Genomic DNA, 24,397 nt, shown 5'->3' with positions numbered 1-24,397 from the left:
CTAGGGAGTAGGTCATGGTACACCCGAGAAACTTTAAAATTACCACAAACATAATGAAGTTTGGGTGTAGGGGCGTGCTGTGCACGCCTATAAAAATTGGCATGTTATCAAAGGACGTGCGGAGCCAGTCCCTACAAAGCCTGTGGCAAATATTAAGTTTGTTAGGTGTATTTAGAGTCTTTATTTAATGAGTGTTAGGGTATTGTAGCATATTTGGGGTTTGGGGGGGTGTAACTTTATAGAATTTATGCTGTCTGATTTTAATAAACAAATCAAAAAATCAGCGAATATTTTATTATTAGAAAGCCATTCTGATAGCTATTTATTATTTATCACTGCCAAAAAGCATAGCAAGAATTTAACCAAACTTAAATCCGATTTTTGGCGATTTTATGAACTAACCAATAAACCCAACGCCAAAATTTATACCATTTATTGCCCAAATTGTAATAATATGAATGTTTGGGAACTGGCATTTGATGGAACCACGCCCGATAATGAAGAGTGCGATAGCTGTCATACGCCATTATGGGACGACAACGGCAATCCATGTCAAGGCGTTGATGTGGAAATTGATGACGTTTATTTGACGGATTATGATTAAATGTTAAAAGCCTTTTTATTATTCCTTTATGCCACTATCAAAACCATAGGGTTAATTATCCTATGGTTTGTTTTAGCAGGTGTAATATCTCATGGTATCAGCGAATTAAACACAGAGCGTTATCAGCTCAATGATACGCCCAATGATGGATTTATGATAATTGGTACAGATACCGATAATGGCTATTATCGTCAAACGTGGCAAGAATATCAAACCAATCCCAAACTGCCATTAACCATACCTGACAAGGACTGCATAGAAGATTGTTTAAAACAGTTGGATAATGGCAACTATCTGTTTATCAATGAAAGTGCTATGTATATGAGCCATTCTGAATATCAGATTAAGGGCAATAAAATTATACCCATATCTTTTAAAACCTATCATCTTGGACATATATTTGTCGGTATGATTGGGGCGTTTTTTGTGATGGGATTTTTAAAATATTTATTTAGCATTTTTCAAATCAGAAAAAACAAACAAGCGATGATGATTTATCATAAAAAATTAGCCAAAAATTTACTTATCACCTGTGCTGTCTTGGGTATATTTTGGACAGTGATTTATTTGACGGTATAATTTTGGCACATGATTTAAGCTTTTAAAATAACCCATTTTACCGCCAAAATCTGTTATAATTCTTATTTTCATTTTAAAAATAGGATTATTATGATAGTCGGCATTGATTTGGGGACGACCAACAGCCTCATCAGTTATTTTAAAGACGGCAAACCCACACTTATCCCAAACGCACTTGGCAAGGTGCTAACGCCGTCTGTGGTGAGCGTGGACGATGACGGGCGGATTTTGGTTGGCGAACCTGCCAAAGAACGCTTGATTAGCCACCCGACCGCCACCGCCAGCACCTTTAAACGCTTTATGGGAAGCCAAAAAACCTACACGCTCACCACAGGCAAGCACAGCCAAAAGTTTAGCCCCGAAGAGCTGTCGGCACTTATCCTAAAATCACTCAAACAAGACGCACAAACACATCTGGGGTATGACGTTACGGACGTGGTCATTACGGTGCCTGCCTACTTTAACGACCACCAACGAGAAGCCACCAAAACATCAGCAACACTTGCAGGGCTAAATGTCGTCCGTCTCATCAACGAGCCGACCGCCGCCGCTATGGCGTATGGCTTGCATGAGTATGATGACGATGATGAACGCAAATTTTTGGTACTGGATTTGGGCGGAGGGACGTTTGACGTTACCTTGCTTGAACTGTTTGCAGGGGTCATGGAAGTCAAAGCGTCCGCAGGGGATAACCTGTTGGGCGGAGAAGATTTTACCGACATCATCATCAAAGATTTTATCGCTCATCACGAAAAACAAGGCACGCCTGCCGACTTTTGACAACGTCATTACGCTCTGCTGTACGATGCTTGTGAGTCTGCCAAACGCACCTTATCCACCCAAAATAACACCGAGATTCGTCTAACGCTTGATGAAAAAGAGTACAATTATACACTAAATGACGATGAGTTTGAGACACTCTGCCAGTCCCTATTTGCCAAAATCACCGCCCCCATAGAACGCACGGTGCGAGATGCAGGGCTAAAAGTGCGAGATTTGGACGCCATTGTGTTAGTTGGCGGTTCTACTCGTATGCCCATGTTTAAAAAGATGATTGCCCGTCTGCTTGGGCGTTTTCCCACCGCAAGCCTAAATCCTGATGAAGCCATTGGCATTGGGGCGAGCATTCAGGCGGGACTTATCGCCGAAGATTCTGCCTTAGATGAGCTGGTTCTGACAGACGTATCGCCCTATTCGCTTGGGGTGCAGACCAGTATGCAGATAAGTGAAACCGAGAGACGGGACGGCATTTTTGCCCCTATCATTGAGCGAAATACGGTCATTCCTACCAGTCGTGTGCAAAATTTTAGCCCTGTTTATAATAACCAAACCGAAGTGCGATTTGGCATTTATCAAGGCGAAGCTCGGCTGGTCAAGGATAATATCAAACTGGGCGAAATCACCGTCAAAGTCCCCCACGCCTACAAAGGCAAAACCACCGAGCTATCCATAGACGTGCGTTTTTCTTATGACGTGAACGGGCTTTTGGAAGTGGACATAGACGCAGGGGGCAATCAGCACAATCTTGTGATAGAAAATGGGGCAAAACGCCTAACCGACACCGAGCTAAAAGCGTCTAAAGACAAACTTTCCGCCCTAAAAATCCACCCACGAGACACGCTAGAAAGTCGCACGCTCATCGCACGATCCGAACGCTTGTACTCTCAACGGCTAGGACATGACAGGGACGAAGTGGGGCGACTCATCGCATGGTTTGAGAGCGTGCTTGACAGCCAAGACACCGACAAAATCCGCCACGCCCAAGTCAAATTTGGTGAATTTTTGGATAACATAGAAAGCAGGGACGACTGGTGATGACGGCATGGCAAATACTGGGCATAGAGCCGACCGATGACGAATCCGCCATTAAAAAGGCTTATGCCAAACAGCTCAAACACAACAAACCCGACAAAAATCCAGACGACTTTAAGGCGTTGCGTGAAGCCTATGAAACCGCCCTTGCCACACGCTATTATTATGCCAATGATGACGATGATGATTATCAAGATGATGATTGGCAAGATGACAGCGTGAGCGATGGCCATGCGGACGATGAATGTGCGGACGATGACAAGGCTAATCATCTTGATAACAATCATGATGACACAAAGGACATAGCCAAGCCTAGCCAACACGGGCTTATCATCACAAGTTATACCAGTGCGTTTGATGAGTCGCTACTGGATAAATCGCCATTGGCGGACGATGACGAGCATTCGCACGATACGCCTTATGATAAGACAGCCGATGACAGCCATAACAGCGATGATGATTGGCAGGACGTGGACAACAGCCCACATTTTAGCTCGTTGTGGTATGACATTGACAATGATGATGACGTGGCAGACAAAGACCAAGCCCTACTTGACGTACTCTACGCCCAAACCGACAGTTTGTACACATTCGCCCTTGATGAACGTATGGATTATGAACAGGCATTGTTGGACTTTTTGACATGGTCAAATGCCGAATATCCCAAAAGCTATCGCCATGCGTTTGGGACATTTGCGTGGCATGAAATCATACAATCATGGCAAATAGAGCGTTATCCGTGGTCTCGGTTGATTGATTTACAAGAGCGGTATCAATACCAAGCACCGCCCTTTTCGACTTATGGTAAATTCCATGAATTTTTAATGGATAATTACCCTGTCTTATATAATTATTATTATTCGCCAAAACCCAGAAATCGGGCGGTGTTTTTATGGCATTTTATCAAAAAATCTTTTTATCCTGAATATCTGCTTGTATTAAACCATGATTTACAAAAGGTCAATGAATTATTAACCCGACACGCCAATCAAGAACAAGAAAACTCAAATGGTAATAACCTGTATCACAATATCCTAAATCATGATAAAGAATATGGCTTATTAAATCAATGTGTCAATAAAGGCGTATTTAGACCCATTTATCTGGCATTTGCTTTTGGTGGGGTGTTTTTAATAGGTTCAATATTCTCTTTAATCATTGCTGGCGATTTGTCATGGTTAAATCGCCATGTTTTGCCGATTGCTTTATTTGTATTTGCCATGATGATTTTTTGGCAATTACGTTGGCATTTATTTGCCAATCCCAGTGAGTTTTCTTATCAAGATTATGCCTATCAGCCCAATGCTCATTTTTTAAGAAGTTTATATATTTCATTGCCGTTAATTTTTGGCATTCTGTCATTTTCATTTTATCGGGTTTGGAAAGAACATGAAGTTGTCATAGACGGCGTAACGAATATTACCGAGCTGTATGACAAACCAAGCTATTTCTTGGCTCATTTGGCAGGATTTGGACTGTGGTGGTCGCTCATGCGAGCCAATCGCTATGGCAATCCTTTTGTCATACAGGCGTATTGGGTGGCGGTATTTGTGTTTTTGATATTGGCGGTATTTTATCCGAGTGTGGTCTTATTAACTCAGGATTTAGAATTTAAAGATGCCATTATGGCATATACGCCTTTATTGTGGGTTATTATTTGTTTGCCAATTGGTATTCATCTATTTGCCCATAATAACAAAATGCACTGGCTACACCCTATGGCGAATTTAAGTTTGCAAATACTGGTTGGTGTCTCCATGCTATTTATGTTTTTTGCAATGATTTATGCTTTATGCTTATTATTGTCATTGCCGTTACTTGGTGTGATTGTCGCTTTTGGGATATTTTTATTTTTTAAATCGTTCACTTATGAAACAGAAGAAGAGTGATAAATAGTTACAGTAGGTGCGTATTACCATATTTGGGCATGTTTTGGACAGTGATCTATCTACCTGTCTAAAACTTATTTTTTAATTCACGCAGTGCCGAAAATACCGATAATTTATCGTCATGATTTAAGGGATAAATTTGCTTGATATTATTTATCATCGCTTCATTATCCGTTTGCAAAAAGACGTTAATCAGCCGTTCTTGCTTTAAAGACGTTGGCAGGGACGGGATATTGTTTTTTAACTCATTTTCCACCGTATTTTTATAACTCAAAATCTCTTTTTTGGTCGTCTCATCACATACCGACAAGCCAAAGTTGAGATTGGAGAGCGTATATTCATGCGTGGGATAAAACAGCGTATCAGCAGGCAAGGTATCAAGCCGCTCCATGCTATCAAATAACTTCCCAATCGTCCCTGTAAACACCCGTCCACAACCGCCACTAAATAGCGTATCGCCACAAAATACATGGGTCTTGTCGTCCATATCACACAAATAGGACAAATGCGTGTCGGTATGTCCTGCCGTTTTCCATACTTTAAAAGTCAAGCCGAGCAGTTCAAATTCGCTATTCTCATCGCACGCCACATCAGGGGTCATGCCAATGGCGTTAAGGTGCGACTTATGGGCGTAAATACGGGCATTGGGATAAGCGGATTTGACACTTGCCACACCGCCAATGTGGTCATCGTGATGATGCGTGATTAAAATGGCGGATAGGTTGAGATTATGCTCATGTAGATAATCTAGCACGGGCTTATCATCGCCAATATCCACGGCAATGGCGTTGTCGTCCTTCGCGATAAGCCAAACATAATTGTCATTTAAAATCGGTATGGGGATAATGTGCATGAGTTTTTCCATAATATAAAAAACCGACTGGTCGGTTGTAAAAATAAGGGCGAACCAAATCCACCCCCTATGTCAAATTATCATAAAATTAAGCGTGCGTTTTTTCAAATTCTTTCATAAAATCTGCCAACGCCTGCACCTGCTCATAGGTTACGGCATTATAAATGCTCGCTCGCATACCACCAACGACACGATGACCTTTTAGGTTTAACAGCCCTGAATTTTTGGATTTTTCCAAAAAGACTTTATCAAGCTCGCTGTCGGCAAGCGTAAACGGCACGTTCATGATAGAGCGGTGGCGTGGATTTACAGCATTGTCATAAAAGCTAGAATTATCAATCACTTGATACAGTAGTTCGGCTTTGGCTCGGTTGGTTTTGGCAATACCTTCTACTCCGCCATTTGCCAATAGCCATTCAAACACCAAGCCCGACAAATACCATGCAAACGTGGACGGCGTGTTGAGCATACTGTCGCTATCTGCTTGATTTTTATAATTTAAAATGCTAGGACACCACGCACTTGCACGCTCCATTAGATCTTTGCGGACGATGACAAGGGTCAAGCCAGCAGGCCCGATGTTCTTTTGAGCCCCTGCGTAAATCAGCCCAAAATCATTTACGTTAATTGGCTCAGATAGGATACAAGACGACATATCCGCCACGATAGGAGCATTTACTTTTGGGGTGTCAAAAATCTGCACGCCGTGAATGGTCTCGTTGGGGCAGTAGTGAAAATAGGACGCACCGTCTGTCAGCTCCCAAGTGTCAGGCGTGGGTACGTCTTTGCCGTTACCCTGTGCGACTAAGTTAATCTTACCTAAGCCTAGCGTTTCATAGCGTTTGGCTTCTTTATAGGCCTTTTCTGACCATGTGCCAGTATTTAGGTAATCAGCCGTACCGCCATTTAGCAGGTTAAAGGGAATGGCAGAGAATTGCAATGACGCACCGCCTTGCAAAAACAGCACGGCATAGTCGTCCGAGATACCCATGAGCGTGCGTAAATCCTGCTCGGCTTTGGTGGCAATCTCAATATAATCGGCACTGCGGTGGCTAATCTCCATGACGGAAACGCCCTTGCCACGCCAATCTAACAGCTCGGCTTGGGCTTTTTGTAGGACTTCGGTGGGCATGGTGGCAGGGCCAGCACAAAAATTGGCAAGACGGTTCATAGCTATCCTTTAAAGATGGGGAAATGATAGGGCATTGTAGCAGATTTTTGGCAAAATTTTAACAGTTATCGGCACATTTAGCCACAACTTAGCCCACAACCGTTTGCCAAAACTGCTTTTTTAGGGCGGGATTAGTCATCATTTGGCGGATACTCGGCAAGGTTTGGGTGGTTTGGGCGATGACACCTGTGGGCGTATCTGTCAAAAACGCCACTTGCACCGCTTGATGATGGGTGGGCGACACACAAAGACCAATGACAAAGCCGTCAAAAGTATATTGGGCGGGGTTTAGCTCCACGTCCGAGCGAAACTCGTTTTTGACCAATGGGTAACCAATCTCACGATAAAAGGCAGTAATGGGCTGATGATTGGCTTGATTACTTAGGGCGTTTTTGAGCGACTGCCATAGCGACTGCTCATCACGGCTCATCAGTAGCATATCTACAATCAGCACCCACTGTCCGAACCGCACGCCTTGTAGAGCAAAGCGGATGTCAAGATGAGCAGGCGAAGCAAAGGGCTGGGCTTGGGCAAGGTTGGTTATGGGATTTGGTTGGACTGGGGGCTGGGCTGTGGATTGGGCTTGCTCATCTGTTGTATTACCCCCCAGCTTTCTTTGTGGTTCGGGCGTGGCTTGGGGTGGTTGTTTATTTATGATGTCGCTAGGTGCTAAATCAGCAGATGGCGGATTATCGGCAGATGAACTGACAGGACTAAGCAACGCTCTGACATCCACAGCAGATGAGATTTGTGCTTTGTCCGATGTTGGCTTGGTATTTGGCGTAGTTTTTGGTTTGTCATGTTGCTTGGCAGGCAACTCATCAGGCAACAAATGAGTCAAGCGTGGATTGGGTTGCAAGCGGTCATACACAGGCGGTAGGGCTATAATCTCTGCCCTACTCTGCCCTACTACTGAATGTCTTTTTGCCCACAAAGGTATGCCCGCCAACGCTAGGATATGGCGACTTTGGGCAATCTTTGGCGGACAGTCAGACAGGGTATTCATGTTATATGGGGCGTTTTGCCAAGATAATTTTACAAATAACTTAATATACATCACAGACTTGCAAGGGCTGGTTCTACATGCTCTTTTGATGACTTTGTTGATAAGCGTGCTCAGCACGCCCCTACACCCAAATATCATTGTGTTTGTAGTAGTTTTAAAGTTTTGTGGTTATTATTGAAAATCAATACAAAACAAATTCATCATCAGGACACCAATATTGATGTAAGGTTAATAATATTTCATAATCACGCTCACACAATATCCCATCGCCCAATAAAGCGGTATGTAGTGTATCAATATATCGCTTAGCCGTCAATGTATTTTTCTGCTGATATTTTAACAGCCATAACGCCATATCTATCGCACTAAATGCACTCATGGCTTGCATTAATTTTGTCATGTCCATCTCATCAATCACAATCTCATGATTGATAAGCCGAATCAGCCGTTGTATGCTTGCACGGCATTTTATGTCATCGCCATCATCATAATGAGCCATAACCATATATATCATTACTGTTATCATTATCCAATCATTCATGTCCATGTCATATTTATGATACATGAATGTCAGATTTTGTAATAATGGTTTATCAGTAATATCCATATCATCGGCAAATATCGCCAATAAACGATATAAATGCACACCCTGCCATAATAGACTCAAATCATCGTGATGATTATTTTGATGATGTGGCTTGTTGATAAATACCAATAGATGATGAACATCATTTTTTAATAAAACCTGTTTATCATCATGTTCCAAATCCTTGATAATACGCTGATAAATTAGCATTAATAAGCCATTATCAATACGCCTATCCATCTCTGCCACGGTTTTTAATAAAGACTTATCTATTTTTATGGTATCATTATTATCTAATTTTACATAAAAAACATTCGCCAAATCCAGTGAGTCGGATAAATAAAACCCATCATTATCATGACAAAAGACAATCGCATAAAACAGCGAAAACAATTTACTCATGGGGCGATGTAGGTCATCATTACGCAAATAACGGGCGATGATAAGGGGTAGTGTCATGCTTTTGACATGAGTCATATTGACATGATGAATATTTTTTAATTCATAATCAGCTCTGGCTTGTTTGGGGTATATCATCTCGCCTTGGGCTTGCCACGATTTATCCACAACCAATCTGCCATTAATCACTTTATCTTGTGATATTTCAATGTCATTATTATAAATAGCAATGTCAATCGTTTTTTTATCATCACTAGGACTCACAAATAAATGAGCATCTTTATCTTTACCTATATCTTTATCATCACATAATACCAACTCCACGGTTTTATAATCGCTCACGCCTGATTTTTTATGCCAATTGATAAGCATCATTTTATCATGAGTTTGTTGTAATACATTCACGTCCAAATCATCAATCGCCATCTTGGCAAAGTCATCATAATACTGCTCATCCAACGCCAGTATTCGCTCATGGTTGCTCGGGTGCGTGCTACCCATATGCCCCATTCGCTCACGCCAATTAATAGACGTCTGGGCATCTTGGGGGTTTAGGAAGAAAAAATAACTCAAATGCGTGGTATAGCGTTTTTGGGCGTGTGCCAAATACGGCGTTCGCTGCAGGGTTTGCAATAATTTTGCCACGCCATCGCTACGGGTTAATTGTACCGATGTCGCATCCGCCAAAAACTCACGCTGACGGTTAAAATGCTGTTTTATCCATTCGCTACTTGCCATGCCCAAAAAGCCCAATAAGCGAATCACCAAAGAAATAAACTCTATGGACAATCGCCCCGTACCCATCACAATCACATATTCTTGACTTTCGCCTTTATCATCTTGGTATTGATAGCGTTTGGCTTTGGGTTTTTGTCGCCATTTGGATAGCCATTCTAAGCCATCGGCAACATCATAAAGCCATGACAGCCCCGACATTAAGACATACATTTGCACATTTAATTTGGCATCGCCATGTAAGATATGCCCATATTCATGCCCAATAAGTCCATAAAGGCTTTCATTATCTAATTCTAACGCCCCTTTACTGACAACGAGCATCATATTGGCTTGATTCACCCCTGCCACAAAGGCATTTACCCCCGTCTCATCCATGACGTATAATTTAGGTAAAGTAATGTTTGACGCAATGGCTAACTGCTCAGCAAATTCATAATACCGACGATATTTTGGTTCAAAGTCTTTGATGTCTTTGGCATAAATCACCTGTTGTCTTTTTTTATTTTTATTATTATCTTTATCATCATTAAAATGATTAACAGGTAAATCCACGCCTGACATATTAATAAATAAGCGTGTGACATCAATGTCTTTTAATAAAAAGTCATTATCATGGCTGATTTTATTATAATGATATAAAACACTCATGATAAAATAACTGGGTACAAGAATCAGTACCCAAAACCAAGCAAAACCACTTAAATCACCAAAGATGACATACCATATTATCATAAAAAATAATAAGGCAAGTAATACATGAATCATCATCGCCATGACAAATAACGCATATAACACCATGCTGTTTCTTTTGTAATGGCGTTGTAATTCAAAAAAGTTTTGATAAATTCGCTGTGGCATACATCACCAATACATCAAAGGCTGACTGCTGGTGCAACATCAATGGCGGATTTATCGGCAAATTCTAATTGTGCTATTGGCATAAATCCAAACCAATTTGCCACCAGATTATTAGGAAAACTCTCACGTTTATTATTATAAAACATCACGCTGTCATTATAAAACTGACGGGAAAATCCAATGCGGTTTTCGGTGTTTTTAATCTCATCAGACAGCTCTTTTAGGGCAGAATCGGCTTTTAATTCGGGGTAATTTTCTACCACGGCATAAAAACTGCCCAACGCTCGAGACAGGTTGCTCTCAGCATTTGCCAGTTTGGCAAGCCCGTCCGTGCCTGACAGTCCTGTATTTTTAAGGGCATCCAATCCACTTTTGGCGATGTTTCTGGCTTCGGTCACTCGGGTTAGTACCTGCTCTTCGTGGGTCATGTAGCGTTTGGCGACATTGACGAGATTGGGTATTAGGTCGTGGCGACGTTTGAGCTGAACATCAATCTGTGCCAGTCCGTTTGCCACTTGGTTTCTTAGACGAACCAGTGCGTTATACACCGCTATCAAAAAGCCGATAATAACTGCCAATATGATGAGTGTCACGATAATAGCCATAATTTTTCCTTATTTTGCAAAATTTTGCCCTAACACAAAATTTTACTGTTAAAAATCATCAAGATGAATTAAAATAGTATGTTTTGATAAAAATGTCGGTCACTGATACATTAGCAGTCATGCGACCATCTTATTAATTTATCATGAAATCCGCCAACTATCAGCAATTTTTTGATAAATTTTATCAAAAGTTTATCCAACCGCTCCACGATTTGCCATGAGAGAAGAACAGTACCGATTTTCACGCCAAAGCCATCACTTCGTTGGGCGAGATTTAGAGCCGAGCGTGTGGCAACGCATTCACATCGACCCGTGGCTGACCCTGATTTTGTTCAGTATCTGCTTTGTGGGTTTGACGGTGCTATACAGTGCGTCCACGCAAAACACCGCCATGGTCATCAGACAAATGGTGAGCTATGGCATTGCCTTTGTGGTCATGGCAGTCATGGCACAGATTCCCCCGACTTTTTATCGCACGCTAAGTCCCATTTTTTATGTACTGGGGCTGATTTTGTTGGTGCTCGTTGAGATTATTGGCGAAGTTCGCATGGGGGCAAGGCGTTGGATTGACATCCCCGGCTTTGGTAGCGTTCAGCCGTCTGAATTCATGAAGCTTGGCATGCCGATGATGTGTGCATGGTATCTGTCGAGAAAAGAGCTACCGCCAAGCATTCCCACGGTCTTTACCACGCTTGCCATCATCGCTGTGCCTGTGATACTCATCGCCAAAGAGCCTGATTTGGGGACGTCTATTTTGGTGGCGGCCAGTGGCATGTTTGTGCTGTTTTTGTCGGGTTTGCCTTGGTGGATGATTGGTGGGGCGATTGCGGTGTTTATTCCTTTTGTGTGGGGCTTGTGGAATTTTTACATGCACGACTACCAAAAAACCCGTGTCATGACCATGTTTGACCCCGAAGCGGACGCCTTGGGAGCAGGCTGGAACATCATCCAATCAAAAACCGCCATCGGTTCGGGTGGCTTGACAGGCAAAGGCTATCTAGAAGGCACGCAGTCGCACTTACACTTTTTGCCCGAAGGTCATACCGACTTTGCCATCGCGGCGTTTAGCGAAGAGTTTGGTTTAGCAGGCGTTGGGCTGTTGCTGTTCTTTTATCTGTGCTTGTTGGCTCGTTCTTTTTATATTGCCGTTGTCAATCCTGACACTTATTGTCGTCTGCTCGCTGGGGCATTGACCATGTCATTTTTTGTCTATATTTTTGTGAATATGGGCATGGTCAGTGGCATACTGCCCGTGGTTGGCGTGCCTTTGCCATTTATCAGTTATGGCGGTACAGCGGTGATTACCCTGATGGCAGGTTTTGGGCTGCTAACCTGCGTGCATACTCATACCAAGCAGTAGGATACAATACCTTTTGTCGCTATTTTAAAACCGTATGTCATAAAACGATGTACGGTTTTGTTATAAATCATGTTAAGATAAGAACATGACAGATTTATGACAAAAAATCATAAATAATGGTTTTTATTGAAGTTATTTTAACAAATAATGGTTAGGGAAATTCCTTATTTTGTTAAATTTTTAAAAACAATCACATCATTGTGGTTATTTGGCATAAAACTTGCAACAATTAATTTTATACTATGGGACGGATTTCATTTTAACCTTTGCAAATTTGTAAAGTGACTTATTTTTTCAAGTGACTTATATGGCAACCTTGCAAAATAAAAAGAAACCCCCATATTAATAGGGCGTGCCCACCCTTTATAACACATTATATTTTAGGGTGTTTATAGAAAGAAAATGATGTTTTTGCATGAAAAATGGCTAAATCTTGTTTTTCTTCGTCAAAAGCTCGTTTGATAGAACGATTATCAAACTTCACTTTTTCCTTGAAAAACGTGCGATTTTTCTCATTTTTCATTGCAAATACAAAGGGTAGGCACGCCCTAGATAACTAACGATTGGCTTGCTTAAATTGACTTAACACCAATCATTAACCCATCAGAATGCCATCATGCTTTTTATGAATGAGTATGAATGACAAAAAATGTCAGGCATTCCTTTATAGGTTCTCACATGAAATATCTAAAAACTGGTGCGATTGCACTTGCAACAACCCTAGGAACAGTCGCTCCTGTTCAAGCGGTCAATGTGGCAAACACAAGTGCCAATATTGATAAAGTATTGGACGAGCTTAGCCGTCAGCACAATAACGCATCAAGCCTTGTCAAATCCACTCGTGGCAATACTTCATTGGCGTTATCAGGCTCTTTAATCAAGGACGCTAAGAGTGACTCTCAAAAAGACTCGGACATGCTAGGACAGCTCTCTGCCGTTGCTTCTAACACCGTCAGCAAATTTAAACAATCAGGCATGGCATCATGGTATGGTCGTCAGTTCCACGGCAAACCCACCGCCAGTGGCGAAACCTTTGACATGAATGCCATGACCGCTGCTCACAGCTCATTACCGATGAACTGCTACATCAAAGTCACCAATAAAGACAACGGCAAATCGGTCGTCGTTAAAGTCAATGACCGCCCTGCCCAAGCAAACCGTATCTTAGATTTGTCTTATGGTGCCGCCAAAGCCATTGGGCTAACCCAAAAAGGTGTGGGCAATGTCAGCATTGAGCGTATTGATTAATCCCTTGTTTTCCTTTTAACTCCCTATTTAATAAGAAACCACGAATTTACATTTGTGGTTTTTATTTTACAAGCAATTTAGCACATAAAATTACAAAGGACGTGTTTAACACGTCCCTACGCCCACACATCATAAATCTGTGGTAATTTTAGCTCTTTGGCTCTATTTATAAACCTGCTTCTAACTCGCCTGCCTCCACGCTTTGGCGGATTAGAGTGTTAATGGTCATCGGCCCCACACCCCCCGGTACAGGCGTGTAGAAACTGGCAATATTCTCAATACCATCAAGCTCAATATCGCCCACACCGCCTGTCTCTGTCGGATGAAAGCCTGCGTCCACGACCACCGCCCCTTGTTTTATCCAGTCTTTCTTGATAAGCTCAGGCACGCCCACCGCTCCCACCACGATGTCGGCTTGGCGGACGTGGTCGGCAAGATTGGCGGTTTTAGAATGGCAAATGGTTACGGTGCAGTTGGCGTTTAGGAGCATCATCGCCATCGGCTTACCCAAAATCGCACTACGCCCTACCACCACAGCGTGCTTACCCGCCAGTGGTACGTTATAGTGATTTAGCAGGTGCATAATACCTTGTGGTGTGGCAGAGCCATAAGCACGCTCGCCCATCGCCATACGTCCAAAGCCTAGACAAGTCACACCATCCACGTCCTTAGATAGGGCAATCTCATCAAAGCAGGCACGCTCATCAATCTGAGCTGGCACAGGGTGTTGCAATAAAATACCGTGCACATCAGGATTGGCGTTGAGTTCACGGATTTTGGCGAGTAGCTCATCGGTGGTCGTCTCGCTTGGCATTTCCACACGGATAGACTCCATGCCCACACGCTTACAGGCATTGCCTTTCATACGCACATAAGTCGCTGACGCTGGGTCATCGCCGACTAGGATAGTCGCCAAAATGGGCGTACGTCCTGTTTTGTCTTTGAGTGTTTGCACTCGCTCTTTTAGGGAAGTTTCGATTTGGCTGGCAACGTCTTTGCCGTCTAGTTTGGTCGCTGTCATGATGATTACCTTGTGTTGATGGATGTTTGGTGGTTTTGCCGTGGTTGGGGAATGGCTTGGCTATTTAAATACTACTACCAACTTTACATAACCAAGGGCGAACAATCCACCCTTGGTTTAAAAAACCATTGAACAATCGCCAAGATTGGGCATTTATGCCATTTCTGACGTTTGGATTTGGCTTGCTGATTTTACCACATCAAAGATAAGTTTTGAATGCTTATCATTGGTTGAGTCATCGGATGGGTCATCAGACAGTCGCACTCTGACCACCCCACCTTGTGCCAGCTCGCCAAAGAGTATCATCTCGGCAAGGGGTTTTTTAAGCTCATCGGTTACCAATCGTGCCATCGGTCTTGCTCCCATGAGTTTATCATAGCCCTTCTCACCCAGATATGTACGCACGTCATCGCTGACTTCTAATACCACGTTTTTGTCATCCAAAGTGCTTTGTAGTTCGATGATAAATTTATCCACTACCGAACCGATGGTCTCACTAGATAACGGAGCAAACTGCACCACTGCATCCAGACGGTTGCGAAACTCTGGGGTAAAGGTACGCTTCATCGCCTCGCTGTTATCACTGCTATGGTCTTGCTCGGTAAAGCCCATCGATGTACGGCTGATACTCTCCGCCCCAACATTGGTCGTCATGATAAGGATAACTTGTTTAAAGGACACGCTTCTGCCGTTATTATCGGTCAGTGTGCCGTGGTCCATGACTTGTAGCAGTAGGTTAAAGACGTCATGATGGGCTTTTTCGATTTCATCGAGCAGTAGCACGCAGTGGGGGTGCTGATGGACTTTTTCGGTCAAAAGTCCACCTTGGTCATAGCCGACATAACCCGGGGGTGCTCCGATGAGCCGTGACGCGGTGTGGGCTTCCATGTATTCACTCATATCAAAACGGATAAGCTCCACGCCCAAGGCAAAGGCAAGCTGACGGGCGATTTCGGTTTTACCAACCCCTGTTGGACCTGCAAACATAAACGCCCCGATGGGTTTTTCAGCGGATTTGAGTCCTGCCCGAGCCAGCTTGATACTGTCGGCTAATTTGCCAATCGCTTCATCTTGTCCAAAGACGACATGTTTTAAATCTCGCTCTAAGTTTTTCAACACTTCCACATCATCACGACTCACCGATTTGGGCGGTATGCGAGCGATTTTGGCGACGATTTCTTCGACCTGTGCCACATCCACCGTGCCGATGATGGCTGTTTGTGTGTCATTGTCAGCATTGTCCAACTTCTCGCCATGTTGCAGTCGCATTCTCGCCCCCGCTTCATCGATGACATCAATGGCTTTATCAGGTAAAAAACGGTCATGGATATGCTTGGCGGACAGCTCCACTGCCGATTTGATGGCGTCATCGGTGTAGCTGACCCGATGAAAAGCTTCGTACTGAGCTTTTAAACCTTGTAAGATACCAATACTGTCTTCTATACTTGGTTCTTTGATGTCGATTTTTTGAAAACGCCTGGATAGGGCATGGTCTTTTTCAAAGACTTGACGATATTCGGCAAAGGTCGTTGAGCCGATACAGCGTAACTCGCCATTGGCTAAGGCAGGCTTGATAAGGTTGGATACGTCCATCGTACTGTTCATGGACGAACCTGCCCCGATGATGGTGTGAATCTCATCGATAAATAGCACGGCATTGAACTGTTTTTTGATGGCTTTTAACAAGTCCTTGATACGGTTTTCAAAATCGCCACGAAACTTCGTCCCTGCCACGAGCGAACCGATGTCAAGGCTATAAATGATGGTATCAGCTAGGGCTTTGGGGGCTTTGCCACTGGTGATGAGCCATGCCAAGCCTTCGGCGATGGCGGTCTTGCCCACCCCAGGGTCGCCCACCAGCAGGGGATTATTTTTACGGCGACGGCATAGGATTTGGGCGGTGCGTTCTATCTCTGCCATGCGTCCGATGAGTGGGTCGGTCAAGCCTTGTTTGGCTCGCTCATTGAGATTTTGGGCGAACTCTTTGAGCGGGTCTTTTTTGGGGGCGGACTTTTGGGCTTTGGGATTCTCATCTTCTTCGCTCTCGTCCTGCTCATCATTAGGCTCATTCATGCCGTGCGACAGGTATCGCATGACCGACAACCCCGATATGCCCTGCGATTTGAGCAGTGCCACCGCCTGTGAATCTCGCTCTTTAAATATCGCCACCAACACATCAATGCCTGACACCGCTCGCCCCTGCCCACTGGTCTGCACGTGCCAAATCGCCCGTTGTAGCACTCGCTGATAGGCTTTGGTCATCATCGGTGTGGCGTGCGTGCCTGTAATGCGTGGGATATAGACTTGCAAATACCGCTTTAACTCATTTGCCAAAAAGTCCAAATCCACCCCGCACGCCGTCAAAATCTCTCGTGCTTCGGGGTCGCTGATAAGCCCCAGTAGCAAATGCTCAACCGTGATGTATTCGTGCTGTTCTTTGTGGGCAAAATCTTCTACCGCTTGGCGAGTATTTTCAAAGGTTTTATTAAACATAAAGTCCTACTTGATGAATGCTTTGATTAAGGCGTGTCTACCCTTTGTATCTGCCATGAAAAATAGGGGAAATCGCCCGTTTTTCAAGAAAAAGTCCGCAGTTGATATTGCAATATCAACAAGGATTTTGACGATGAAAAACCATCCAACTACTTAATCGGGTAAATTTTAAGTTTTTTACTTAACTTTTTAAATTAAGTGGTCGGATAGCCATTTTTCATGCAAAAAACAGATGGTTTGTTTTATAAATTTTAAAATGTAAATTGTGCTATAAAGGGCAGGCACGCCCTATTAATATGGGGATAATGCCACAAAAAACCATGATTATTTTACAAAAATAATGAATAATGGGATTATTTATCCATCTGTGTGACTTTTAAAAACTCATCAACCACTTTATATTGTCCACTTGTCGTCTCCTCACGGTACATCGCCTCACGAAAGGCGTTGGAATTGGCAAGTCCACCTGTGTACCAAGCGATGTGTTTTCGGGCAATGCGACAGCCTGAATATTCGCCATAAAATTGGTACAGCTCGTCCAAGTGAGCCAGCACAATCTCACGCAATTCACTCACGCTAGGAGCTGGCAAAAGCTTGCCTGTGGCAAGATAATGAGCAATGTCCCGAAAAATCCACGGTCGCCCCTGCCCTGCTCGCCCTATCATGACCGCATCCGCCCCTGTGTACTCTTGCACCCATTTGGCTTTTTGGGGACTGTCAATGTCGCCATTAACAATTATTGGAATTTTGGCGTCTGCCTTGATTTCTTTGATAAGCTCATAACGGGCATTGCCTGTATAAAAATCCTCTCGGGTGCGTCCATGTATGGCAAGGGCGGATATGCCTGCGTTTTCGGCAATTTTGGCGACCGTTAGGATATTTTCTTGCCCATTGGCAAAGCCCAAGCGTGTTTTTAGGGTAATTGGCACGCCCAAATCGGCAACCGATTCCACCGCACTGTCAAGCAGTCTTTTTACCAAATCCAAGTCTTGCAAAAGTGCCGACCCCGACAATTTGCGACACACTTTTTTGGCAGGGCAACCCATGTTAATATCCACGATACACGCCCCATTTTCCACCTGAAATCGCACGGCTTGGGCAAGTTTGTCAGGCTCTGCTCCTGCCACTTGGGCGGAGATGGGGGCAATCTCGCCCGAGAAGTTGGCACGGTACAGCGACTTTTGGCGGGCGTATAGGGCGGTATCAGCGATAATCATCTCACTGACGGCATGACCTGCCCCAAAGGACTTGGCAAGACGGCGAAAGGGGTTGTCCGTTACCCCTGCCATAGGAGCAACAATCAGGCGGTTATTGATGGTTTGATTGCCGATAGTTAGGGGGGTTAAGAGAATGTGTTTATTCATAAATGGTTGATTTTATTAGGTTAATTGATAGTATCCAGACCCACCGCCACTTGCAAAAAATCCTGTGCCAACACAAGCTTGCCATCATAATACCGCTCCACTTCTTTGCGGATATGCCCCATGTTGGGCTGTTTGGCAGTTTCATCATCAAAAGGGGCGTATCTGGCACTAAAATGGGTCAATATCAGTATGGGGACGTGGCAGGCGTGGGCAAATCGAGCAACCATTTTGGCACTGGAATGCTTGGGGTCAAATCCGCCCAGCTCGGCAGGTTTACTTACTATTTTTTGCATGACATCATCGGTATAGGTCGCCTCGTGGACAAGAGCGTGGCAGTCTTTGACGGCTTGGGTTAATAGGCTTGGCGTGTCGTTGTCGCCTGCGATGACGATTTTGGTGGTGCTTTGAACATGAATTTTATAATTATACGGATTGATGGTGCTATCATCAAGGGTTAGGGGTGTATCCGCCTTCAAAATCTCATGCCAATATTTATTGGCGATGTTGTCCGCTTTTAATTTATCGGTCAAAAGTTTGTCTTTGTCAAGCGTTTGGACAATCTCAAACCCAAACGATGCAATGCGGTGCGATAGCGTGTGCAGGCGTATATCAATGCGATGATTATCGCCTAAATCAAGGGGCAATTCATTCTCCAAATTATCCTCAATGGCAATAAAATCAATGAGGTAATTAAAATACAGTTCGCTAACGATGGTTAGCGTATCAAGCAATTTGGCGATGGCTTTTGGGGCGATGAGCGTCAAGGGCTTGGTGCGTCTGTTCATACCAAGGCTCGCCAGAAGTCCGCCCAGCCCATAGCAGTGGTCGCCGTGCGTGTGGGTGATGAGTATGGCGGATAAGTCGTTGGGCGACAGATGGCTTTTTAGAAGCTGATGCTGTGTGCCTTCTCCGCAGTCGATGAGTAGCCAAGAGTTTCGCTTGGCATGGGCGTTGGCAACGCATTCCAAGGCAAGGGCAGAGACGTTGCGTTCACAGGTTGGCACACCGCTTGATGTGCCTAAAAAAGTGAGTTTGAACATGGAGTTGATTGATAAATATGGTGGCACATTGTACCATATTTATCAAAATGGGTTGGGATTTATCAAAATAAATCAGGGCGATTTTACCGCCCCGATGTGTCGCTAGCCGTCGTCCCTAGCCATTATTAGACAACCACAAACTGCTGTCATCATCATAGAACTCCTGTTTCCACACAGGAATGTCGGCTTTGATGGCGTTTAATAGCCATTCGCAAGCGTGAAAAGCAGGCGTACGATGAGATGCACACACCCCAATCCACACCGCCATATCGCCAATGCCAAGCTCGCCAATGCGATGAATGGCGACAGCGTGCGTGATGTCAAAGTTGGCTTTGGCTTCACGAATGAGCTTCACCCCGTGATTGATGGCAAGCTGTTCGTAGCCATAGTAAGTCAGACGGCTCACCGCTCGCTTATTATTATGGTTACGCACCCACCCTTCAAACGTTACCAACGCCCCTGCGGTGTCATTTAGTAGATACGATTTTAATAATCTATCATCAATGGGGTAATCCGACAAAGCAAAACCGTCCAATCGGGCAAGCTCATAGGCTTCATCCTTGGGCAGGCTTGTGATTAACGCATTATCATGAACCGTTTTCATATCAGCCCCCTGCCACAGGAGGAATAAAGGCAATCGTATCGCCTGATGAGACCGTATCGCCCCAACCGCCAAACTCGTGATTGATGGCAACCGCCACTTTGTCTTGGGGTAAATCAAAGCCGTATCTGGCGGACAGTTTGGCATAAATTACCGCCAAATCATCGCTATCTACCTGCACAACTTCACTATCCTTACCTGCTTGTTCGGCAAGGCTGGCAAAGTACAGCACAGTAAGGCTTATCGTATCAAATGGTTGGTTGTTATTTGTCATAATCGGATTTTCCCCCTGTTTTTTGGACAAGATGAATGTCAGTTATCGTGATGTCGTGGCTGATTGCCTTGGTCATGTCATAGATGGTCAGACACGCCACCGACACAGCGGTCAAGGCTTCCATCTCAACGCCTGTCTTATGGGTAACTTTGGCGACCGCCCCCACCACGATGGCACACTCATCATCGGCATATTCAAAGCTCATCTTGATGGTGTCAAGGGGCAAGGCATGGCATAAGGGTATCAGCTCGTGCGTTTTTTTGCCCGCCATAATCCCTGCGATGTGGGCGGTCTGAATGATACTGCCCTTTTTGGTCATGCCGTCTGTGTCTTTGATGTGGCGGTACACGTCAGGGGCGAACACCACCTTGCCCTGTGCGGTGGCGGTGCGTGCGGTGGCGATTTTGTCGCCCACGTCCACCATGGTGATGTTGCCGTCTTTGTCTAAATGGGTGAGATTCATGATTGCTCTTTTTGTGGGTTGTTTGGTAAATTGGGTTTGGGTAAATTGTCATTTGACCTTATGGTAATTATGGGGCGAATGTGATTCGCCCCTACATATCCAAATTTTGGAATTTATTTTAATTTAAAAAGTCAAATTTACCCCTTAAAATACGACAATGCCAATCTAAATTCATCAGGCGTATTAAAATTGGCAAGATTTCGCCAATTTGTTGGCATGGATATTTGGAAAATGCTTTTATCCTTTAAAAATTTCATCACAGACCGCTCGCCTTTATCCAAATACACTTTTAATTCATTATATAAAGATAATGAATAACAGCCCAATAAGGGATAATCTTTATCGCCCGATGTGTCTTTTAAATACGCCCCATGATGATTGTTTAAATCGCACTTTTTTAATAAATTAAAAATTTGGCTAACATCAATCAAATTATCACAGCTAATCACCATTAAAAATTTATCAGATAAATCTTTATCTTTTGATTTATCTTGATGATTGGTAAAATGATTTTGGCAATAATCAAAAGCGGACAATATACAAGATAACGCCCCTGCATTTTTGATATAGTCATCAATAATAACAACAGATGAATTGATTGAATTGGCGTTTTTAAAAAAAGATTTATCCAAAAAACCCTTGTCATTATCACCAAGTAATATCGGCAGATTTAATGTACTAGCATTATTGATATGAAAATCAAGCAACGTTTGATGAGTTGGCAAGAGCAACAATGCCTTGGGCGAGCCCATACGGCGAGAATTACCCCCTGCCAAAATCAATAGACCAATCACGCCCATGGCTTTGCCTTTTGTCTTAACTGTGCGTGGGATTTTGACGCATAAGGTGTGGCACAAAGTTGCATGGGCGTGTGCGGTTATCAAGCTGTTCTAGCAAAATACCTTCCCAGCCCGTACGGCACGCCCCTGTCGAACCCGGCAAACAAAAAATCGCCGTGCTGTTCGCCATGCCCGCCACCGCCCGAGATTGTAAGGTGGACATGCCGATGTCGCCTTTGGAGAGCAGGCGAAACATCTCGCCAAAGCCTGCCACTTCTTTGTCAAATAGCACCGACACCGCCTCTGGCATATTGTCCCGATGATAAAAGCCTGTGCCACCCGTGCTGATGACGGCATGAACATTGGGGTCGGCAATCCACGCACTCATCACGGCACGGATTTGGTAGATGTCGTCTGTTGTGAGCTTGCGGTCGATGAGCGTATGCCCTGCCTTTTTGATACTGTCCGCCAGATATTGCCCTGACGTGTCTTCGTCCAGCGTGCGAGTGTCCGAGACGGTCAGCACGGCGATGTTGAGCGGAATAAATGGCTTGTCCGCTTTTGGCGGAGCGATGTGGTTGGGGTTGTTGCAAAGTTCGCACATAGGATTGCCCTTTTAAATAAAAAATGATTGATTTGCTGTATTTTTATATCAGACAAATAGGATTTGCTTTTATATATTTAAATTTGATATTAAATTGGTATTATTCAATTATTTTTTTTAAATTTACCCCTACAAATCTACCAAAATATAATTAATTAACAATACCAAAATTTAATATGTAAAAATTTACCCACCCACCAGCGATAAATTATTCATGATACCGCTATGACTGTCCAAATAATGATGTTCAGGTTTGATTGGCATTAAGTTTTTTAATGCCGTCATCAGCCCTTTTTTGTCTTGTGTGGCAAGATAAGGGCGAATGTCATAATTTTGAGAATCAAATAAGCACAAATGCACTTTGCCAAGACTACTCACCCTTAGGCGATTACAACTATCACAGAAGTTTTTGGCATACGGCTCAATAATGCCAATACTGCCTGCATAATTAGGGTGGATATATTCAATGGCGGGCCCATCGTCTTGGGCTTTGGTTTTGGGTTGCCAGCCGTGTGTGATAAGGTGGCCTTTGATAAAATGAGCGGTTTGATTTTGAGCAAAAAACAAATCGGCATTATCACTGGTTTGCATAAATTCAATAAAGCGATAAGTCACAGGACGCTCTTTGACAAAATCAAGGGCGGATAATAAATTATCATAAGCGGTATCGTGCATTAAAATACTGTTCATTTTTAATTTGATATCAGTCGTCTCTAATAATTTATCCACGTCATTTAATAGCGTGGGCAATATGTCAAAGCCTGTGATTTTTTTGAATACGTCTTTATCAAAACTATCAATGCTAAGATTTAATTGATTTAGCCCTGCGTTTTGCCAAGATGATAGGTGTTTGGCAAGTTTGTAGCCGTTTGATGAGATGGCGACTTTGGCAATGCCATGCTGTTTGGCAAGGGCGATGATGTCCGCCAAATCACGGCGAACGGATGGTTCTCCGCCCGTCAGACGCACTTTTTTGGTGCCAAGGCTGACAAAGCCGTCAAAAAGCGTGTCAATCTCGGCAAGTGTCAGCTCGTCATCGGGGCGTTTGCCTTGATAGCCATTCGGCAGGCAGTAATCACAGCGAAAGTTACAAAAGTCGGTAACCGATAGGCGTAGGTAGGTCAGCTGTCTGTTAAATCCGTCCACAAGAGGGGTGGGGGCAAGTTGGGTGTGTGAGCCTTGCCCGCCCATGTCGGCAAAGGGGGCTTTGGCGTGGTAGGTGGGGACGGACGTTTTCATGGCTTCGTAAGGCGTTGCCTCGGTTGTGGGTATGGGCTAAGTGTAGCAAAATCGCCCGTCCACCCCAATCGCCCAAAAGGCAAACGGCATACTACTTTGGGGGTAGGAATGAGATGATGGGATTTTTTAAAATGGATTTAAAAGATTTTTGATAACACACTCAATTAAGCAATGCTTAACTCACTATGACTGCCCAAACGGTGCAAAATCAGCTCATCATCACCGTCAAATTCATAAATAAGCACCAAATCAGGCTTGATATGACAATCCATACACCCTACCTATTCGCCTTTTAGGGGGTGATTGTGGTATTTGGCAGGCATGGGCAAGGCATTGATTAGGCAATTCATCACTTCAATCCATTGGGGTGTTGCCAACTGTACCGCTTGTTTTTTGATGTCTCGTTTGAACTGATTTGTCAAGGATACCGACCTAGCCACGAGCAATATCCTGCATGGCAGTTACAGCGTCATCGGCAGAAAATCTATCGAGCTTACCTGCCTTATAATCGCTACGCCCCTCACGGATAGCCTGTGCGGTGGTGTCATTAGGGACAACCGCCTGTGTCCGCTTTTCAAAAGATAATGGCAAACTGCCTGTATCCGCCACTTGTTTTAGGATAAGTCGCATAAATTGGCTTGGGGTCATGCCAAAACTTTGGATAACGCTAAATGAGTCGTCTTTTAACTTTTCATCAAGTCTTAGATTAAAATTGGTAGTCATTATTGTGCCTATTGTGATTGCAATGTGAAACAATTATAAATAACCTTGATGACAAAATCAACCCATTAAAAAAGGGCAAACCTGAACC

General features: G+C 43.8%; 22 protein-coding genes and 2 pseudogenes. 6 read left to right on the top strand and 18 right to left on the bottom strand.

Annotated features, from left to right (window positions below):
* Positions 1 to 247 precede the first annotated feature (247 nt).
* From B5J94_RS08005 to B5J94_RS07990, 4 genes and pseudogenes are all read left to right on the top strand, one after another.
* Complete coding sequence (locus B5J94_RS08005) at positions 248 to 604, top strand: hypothetical protein (protein ID WP_062499299.1); 357 nt, start codon at positions 248 to 250, stop codon at positions 602 to 604.
* The gene (locus tag B5J94_RS08000; protein ID WP_062499300.1) at positions 605 to 1,183 is read left to right on the top strand and encodes a hypothetical protein; all 579 of its coding nucleotides are present in this window, start codon (positions 605 to 607) and stop codon (positions 1,181 to 1,183) included. It abuts the gene before it with no gap.
* Positions 1,184 to 1,273: 90 nt separating this feature from the next.
* Positions 1,274 to 2,998: pseudogene (locus B5J94_RS07995) on the top strand (Hsp70 family protein).
* Complete coding sequence (locus tag B5J94_RS07990; protein WP_062499301.1) at positions 2,998 to 4,884, top strand: J domain-containing protein; 1,887 nt, start codon at positions 2,998 to 3,000, stop codon at positions 4,882 to 4,884. The pseudogene B5J94_RS07995 and the gene B5J94_RS07990 overlap by 1 nt, the downstream one beginning before the upstream one ends.
* 67 nt (positions 4,885 to 4,951) lie before the next feature.
* On the opposite strand, the gene gloB is transcribed toward B5J94_RS07990, so the two are convergent.
* The 5 genes from gloB to B5J94_RS07965 all read right to left on the bottom strand — a co-directional run bounded on the left by gloB (position 4,952) and on the right by B5J94_RS07965 (position 11,100).
* Positions 4,952 to 5,737 carry a hydroxyacylglutathione hydrolase gene (gloB, locus tag B5J94_RS07985; RefSeq protein WP_062499302.1) on the bottom strand — a complete coding sequence of 262 codons (786 nt, stop codon included), beginning with the start codon at positions 5,735 to 5,737 and terminating at the stop codon, positions 4,952 to 4,954.
* An 88-nt stretch (positions 5,738 to 5,825) separates the two neighbouring features.
* A complete protein-coding gene (serC, locus tag B5J94_RS07980) occupies positions 5,826 to 6,908 on the bottom strand; it encodes a 3-phosphoserine/phosphohydroxythreonine transaminase (protein ID WP_062499303.1) in 1,083 nt (360 codons plus the stop codon).
* 88 nt (positions 6,909 to 6,996) lie between these two features.
* Positions 6,997 to 7,914 carry a hypothetical protein gene (locus B5J94_RS07975; RefSeq protein WP_143821936.1) on the bottom strand — a complete coding sequence of 306 codons (918 nt, stop codon included), beginning with the start codon at positions 7,912 to 7,914 and terminating at the stop codon, positions 6,997 to 6,999.
* A gap of 181 nt (positions 7,915 to 8,095) precedes the next feature.
* Positions 8,096 to 10,495, bottom strand: a complete 2,400-nt coding sequence (locus tag B5J94_RS07970) for a M48 family metalloprotease (protein ID WP_062499305.1) — start codon at positions 10,493 to 10,495, stop codon at positions 8,096 to 8,098.
* Positions 10,496 to 10,509: 14 nt separating this feature from the next.
* The gene (locus B5J94_RS07965; RefSeq protein WP_062499306.1) at positions 10,510 to 11,100 is read right to left on the bottom strand and encodes a LemA family protein; all 591 of its coding nucleotides are present in this window, start codon (positions 11,098 to 11,100) and stop codon (positions 10,510 to 10,512) included.
* A 217-nt stretch (positions 11,101 to 11,317) separates the two neighbouring features.
* On the opposite strand from B5J94_RS07965, the gene rodA reads away from it, so the two are divergent.
* Positions 11,318 to 12,460 (top strand): rod shape-determining protein RodA, encoded by a 1,143-nt coding sequence (rodA, locus tag B5J94_RS07960; protein WP_062499307.1) that lies wholly within the window; start codon positions 11,318 to 11,320, stop codon positions 12,458 to 12,460.
* 373 nt (positions 12,461 to 12,833) lie between these two features.
* On the opposite strand, the gene B5J94_RS14360 is transcribed toward rodA, so the two are convergent.
* Positions 12,834 to 12,983 (bottom strand): hypothetical protein, encoded by a 150-nt coding sequence (locus B5J94_RS14360; RefSeq protein WP_169838809.1) that lies wholly within the window; start codon positions 12,981 to 12,983, stop codon positions 12,834 to 12,836.
* Between the two features lie 155 nt (positions 12,984 to 13,138).
* Here B5J94_RS14360 and B5J94_RS07955 point away from each other — a divergent pair, with 155 nt between their 5' ends.
* Positions 13,139 to 13,708 carry a septal ring lytic transglycosylase RlpA family protein gene (locus tag B5J94_RS07955; protein ID WP_062499378.1) on the top strand — a complete coding sequence of 190 codons (570 nt, stop codon included), beginning with the start codon at positions 13,139 to 13,141 and terminating at the stop codon, positions 13,706 to 13,708.
* Between the two features lie 166 nt (positions 13,709 to 13,874).
* On the opposite strand, the gene folD is transcribed toward B5J94_RS07955, so the two are convergent.
* From folD to B5J94_RS07895, 12 genes and pseudogenes are all read right to left on the bottom strand, one after another.
* Positions 13,875 to 14,729 (bottom strand): bifunctional methylenetetrahydrofolate dehydrogenase/methenyltetrahydrofolate cyclohydrolase FolD, encoded by an 855-nt coding sequence (folD, locus tag B5J94_RS07950; protein WP_062499377.1) that lies wholly within the window; start codon positions 14,727 to 14,729, stop codon positions 13,875 to 13,877.
* A gap of 153 nt (positions 14,730 to 14,882) precedes the next feature.
* Complete coding sequence (gene clpA / locus B5J94_RS07945; protein ID WP_062499376.1) at positions 14,883 to 17,222, bottom strand: ATP-dependent Clp protease ATP-binding subunit ClpA; 2,340 nt, start codon at positions 17,220 to 17,222, stop codon at positions 14,883 to 14,885.
* A 353-nt stretch (positions 17,223 to 17,575) separates the two neighbouring features.
* Complete coding sequence (dusB, locus tag B5J94_RS07940; protein ID WP_062499375.1) at positions 17,576 to 18,586, bottom strand: tRNA dihydrouridine synthase DusB; 1,011 nt, start codon at positions 18,584 to 18,586, stop codon at positions 17,576 to 17,578.
* A gap of 20 nt (positions 18,587 to 18,606) precedes the next feature.
* Positions 18,607 to 19,626, bottom strand: a complete 1,020-nt coding sequence (locus tag B5J94_RS07935; RefSeq protein WP_062499374.1) for a ribonuclease Z — start codon at positions 19,624 to 19,626, stop codon at positions 18,607 to 18,609.
* Between the two features lie 115 nt (positions 19,627 to 19,741).
* Entirely contained in the window at positions 19,742 to 20,230 is a 489-nt protein-coding gene (locus tag B5J94_RS07930; RefSeq protein ID WP_062499373.1) for a molybdenum cofactor biosynthesis protein MoaE, read from the bottom strand.
* 1 nt (position 20,231) lies between these two features.
* Positions 20,232 to 20,501, bottom strand: coding sequence for a MoaD/ThiS family protein (locus B5J94_RS07925; RefSeq protein WP_062499372.1), 270 nt, complete (start codon positions 20,499 to 20,501; stop codon positions 20,232 to 20,234).
* Entirely contained in the window at positions 20,491 to 20,964 is a 474-nt protein-coding gene (gene moaC, locus B5J94_RS07920) for a cyclic pyranopterin monophosphate synthase MoaC (protein ID WP_062499371.1), read from the bottom strand. The genes B5J94_RS07925 and moaC overlap by 11 nt, the downstream gene beginning before the upstream one ends.
* 137 nt (positions 20,965 to 21,101) lie before the next feature.
* On the bottom strand, positions 21,102 to 21,848 hold the full coding sequence (mobA, locus tag B5J94_RS07915; RefSeq protein WP_228144563.1) for a molybdenum cofactor guanylyltransferase: 747 nt from the start codon (positions 21,846 to 21,848) through the stop codon (positions 21,102 to 21,104).
* Positions 21,781 to 22,347: a molybdenum cofactor biosynthesis protein B gene (gene moaB, locus B5J94_RS07910; RefSeq protein ID WP_062499369.1), complete on the bottom strand. Its 567-nt coding sequence runs from the start codon at positions 22,345 to 22,347 to the stop codon at positions 21,781 to 21,783. The genes mobA and moaB overlap by 68 nt, the downstream gene beginning before the upstream one ends.
* Positions 22,348 to 22,533: 186 nt before the next feature.
* Positions 22,534 to 23,538 (bottom strand): GTP 3',8-cyclase MoaA, encoded by a 1,005-nt coding sequence (moaA, locus tag B5J94_RS07905; RefSeq protein ID WP_228144564.1) that lies wholly within the window; start codon positions 23,536 to 23,538, stop codon positions 22,534 to 22,536.
* Positions 23,539 to 23,750: 212 nt separating this feature from the next.
* Positions 23,751 to 24,008: pseudogene (locus B5J94_RS14795) on the bottom strand (type II toxin-antitoxin system YafQ family toxin).
* 10 nt (positions 24,009 to 24,018) lie between these two features.
* The gene (locus B5J94_RS07895; RefSeq protein WP_062499367.1) at positions 24,019 to 24,309 is read right to left on the bottom strand and encodes a type II toxin-antitoxin system RelB/DinJ family antitoxin; all 291 of its coding nucleotides are present in this window, start codon (positions 24,307 to 24,309) and stop codon (positions 24,019 to 24,021) included.
* Positions 24,310 to 24,397: the final 88 nt, after the last annotated feature.

The sequence above is a fragment of the Moraxella lacunata genome (genome assembly GCF_002027545.1).
Lineage (GTDB): Bacteria > Pseudomonadota > Gammaproteobacteria > Pseudomonadales > Moraxellaceae > Moraxella > Moraxella lacunata.
Note: the sequence above shows the minus strand (reverse complement) of the source record. Positions and strands in the feature narration are given on the sequence as shown.

Bases quoted from the DNA above. Each gene is read 5' to 3' on its own strand.
- B5J94_RS08005 (WP_062499299.1), top strand. From the start codon at position 248: ATGCTGTCTGATTTTAATAAACAAATCAAAAAATCAGCGAATATTTTA.
- B5J94_RS08000 (WP_062499300.1), top strand. From the start codon at position 605: ATGTTAAAAGCCTTTTTATTATTCCTTTATGCCACTATCAAAACCATA.
- B5J94_RS07990 (WP_062499301.1), top strand. From the start codon at position 2,998: ATGACGGCATGGCAAATACTGGGCATAGAGCCGACCGATGACGAATCC.
- gloB (WP_062499302.1), bottom strand. From the start codon at position 5,737: ATGCACATTATCCCCATACCGATTTTAAATGACAATTATGTTTGGCTT.
- serC (WP_062499303.1), bottom strand. From the start codon at position 6,908: ATGAACCGTCTTGCCAATTTTTGTGCTGGCCCTGCCACCATGCCCACC.
- B5J94_RS07975 (WP_143821936.1), bottom strand. From the start codon at position 7,914: ATGAATACCCTGTCTGACTGTCCGCCAAAGATTGCCCAAAGTCGCCAT.
- B5J94_RS07970 (WP_062499305.1), bottom strand. From the start codon at position 10,495: ATGCCACAGCGAATTTATCAAAACTTTTTTGAATTACAACGCCATTAC.
- B5J94_RS07965 (WP_062499306.1), bottom strand. From the start codon at position 11,100: ATGGCTATTATCGTGACACTCATCATATTGGCAGTTATTATCGGCTTT.
- rodA (WP_062499307.1), top strand. From the start codon at position 11,318: ATGAGAGAAGAACAGTACCGATTTTCACGCCAAAGCCATCACTTCGTT.
- B5J94_RS14360 (WP_169838809.1), bottom strand. From the start codon at position 12,983: ATGAAAAATGAGAAAAATCGCACGTTTTTCAAGGAAAAAGTGAAGTTT.
- B5J94_RS07955 (WP_062499378.1), top strand. From the start codon at position 13,139: ATGAAATATCTAAAAACTGGTGCGATTGCACTTGCAACAACCCTAGGA.
- folD (WP_062499377.1), bottom strand. From the start codon at position 14,729: ATGACAGCGACCAAACTAGACGGCAAAGACGTTGCCAGCCAAATCGAA.
- clpA (WP_062499376.1), bottom strand. From the start codon at position 17,222: ATGTTTAATAAAACCTTTGAAAATACTCGCCAAGCGGTAGAAGATTTT.
- dusB (WP_062499375.1), bottom strand. From the start codon at position 18,586: ATGAATAAACACATTCTCTTAACCCCCCTAACTATCGGCAATCAAACC.
- B5J94_RS07935 (WP_062499374.1), bottom strand. From the start codon at position 19,626: ATGTTCAAACTCACTTTTTTAGGCACATCAAGCGGTGTGCCAACCTGT.
- B5J94_RS07930 (WP_062499373.1), bottom strand. From the start codon at position 20,230: ATGAAAACGGTTCATGATAATGCGTTAATCACAAGCCTGCCCAAGGAT.
- B5J94_RS07925 (WP_062499372.1), bottom strand. From the start codon at position 20,501: ATGACAAATAACAACCAACCATTTGATACGATAAGCCTTACTGTGCTG.
- moaC (WP_062499371.1), bottom strand. From the start codon at position 20,964: ATGAATCTCACCCATTTAGACAAAGACGGCAACATCACCATGGTGGAC.
- moaB (WP_062499369.1), bottom strand. From the start codon at position 22,347: ATGTGCGAACTTTGCAACAACCCCAACCACATCGCTCCGCCAAAAGCG.
- moaA (WP_228144564.1), bottom strand. From the start codon at position 23,538: ATGGGCGGGCAAGGCTCACACACCCAACTTGCCCCCACCCCTCTTGTG.
- B5J94_RS07895 (WP_062499367.1), bottom strand. From the start codon at position 24,309: ATGACTACCAATTTTAATCTAAGACTTGATGAAAAGTTAAAAGACGAC.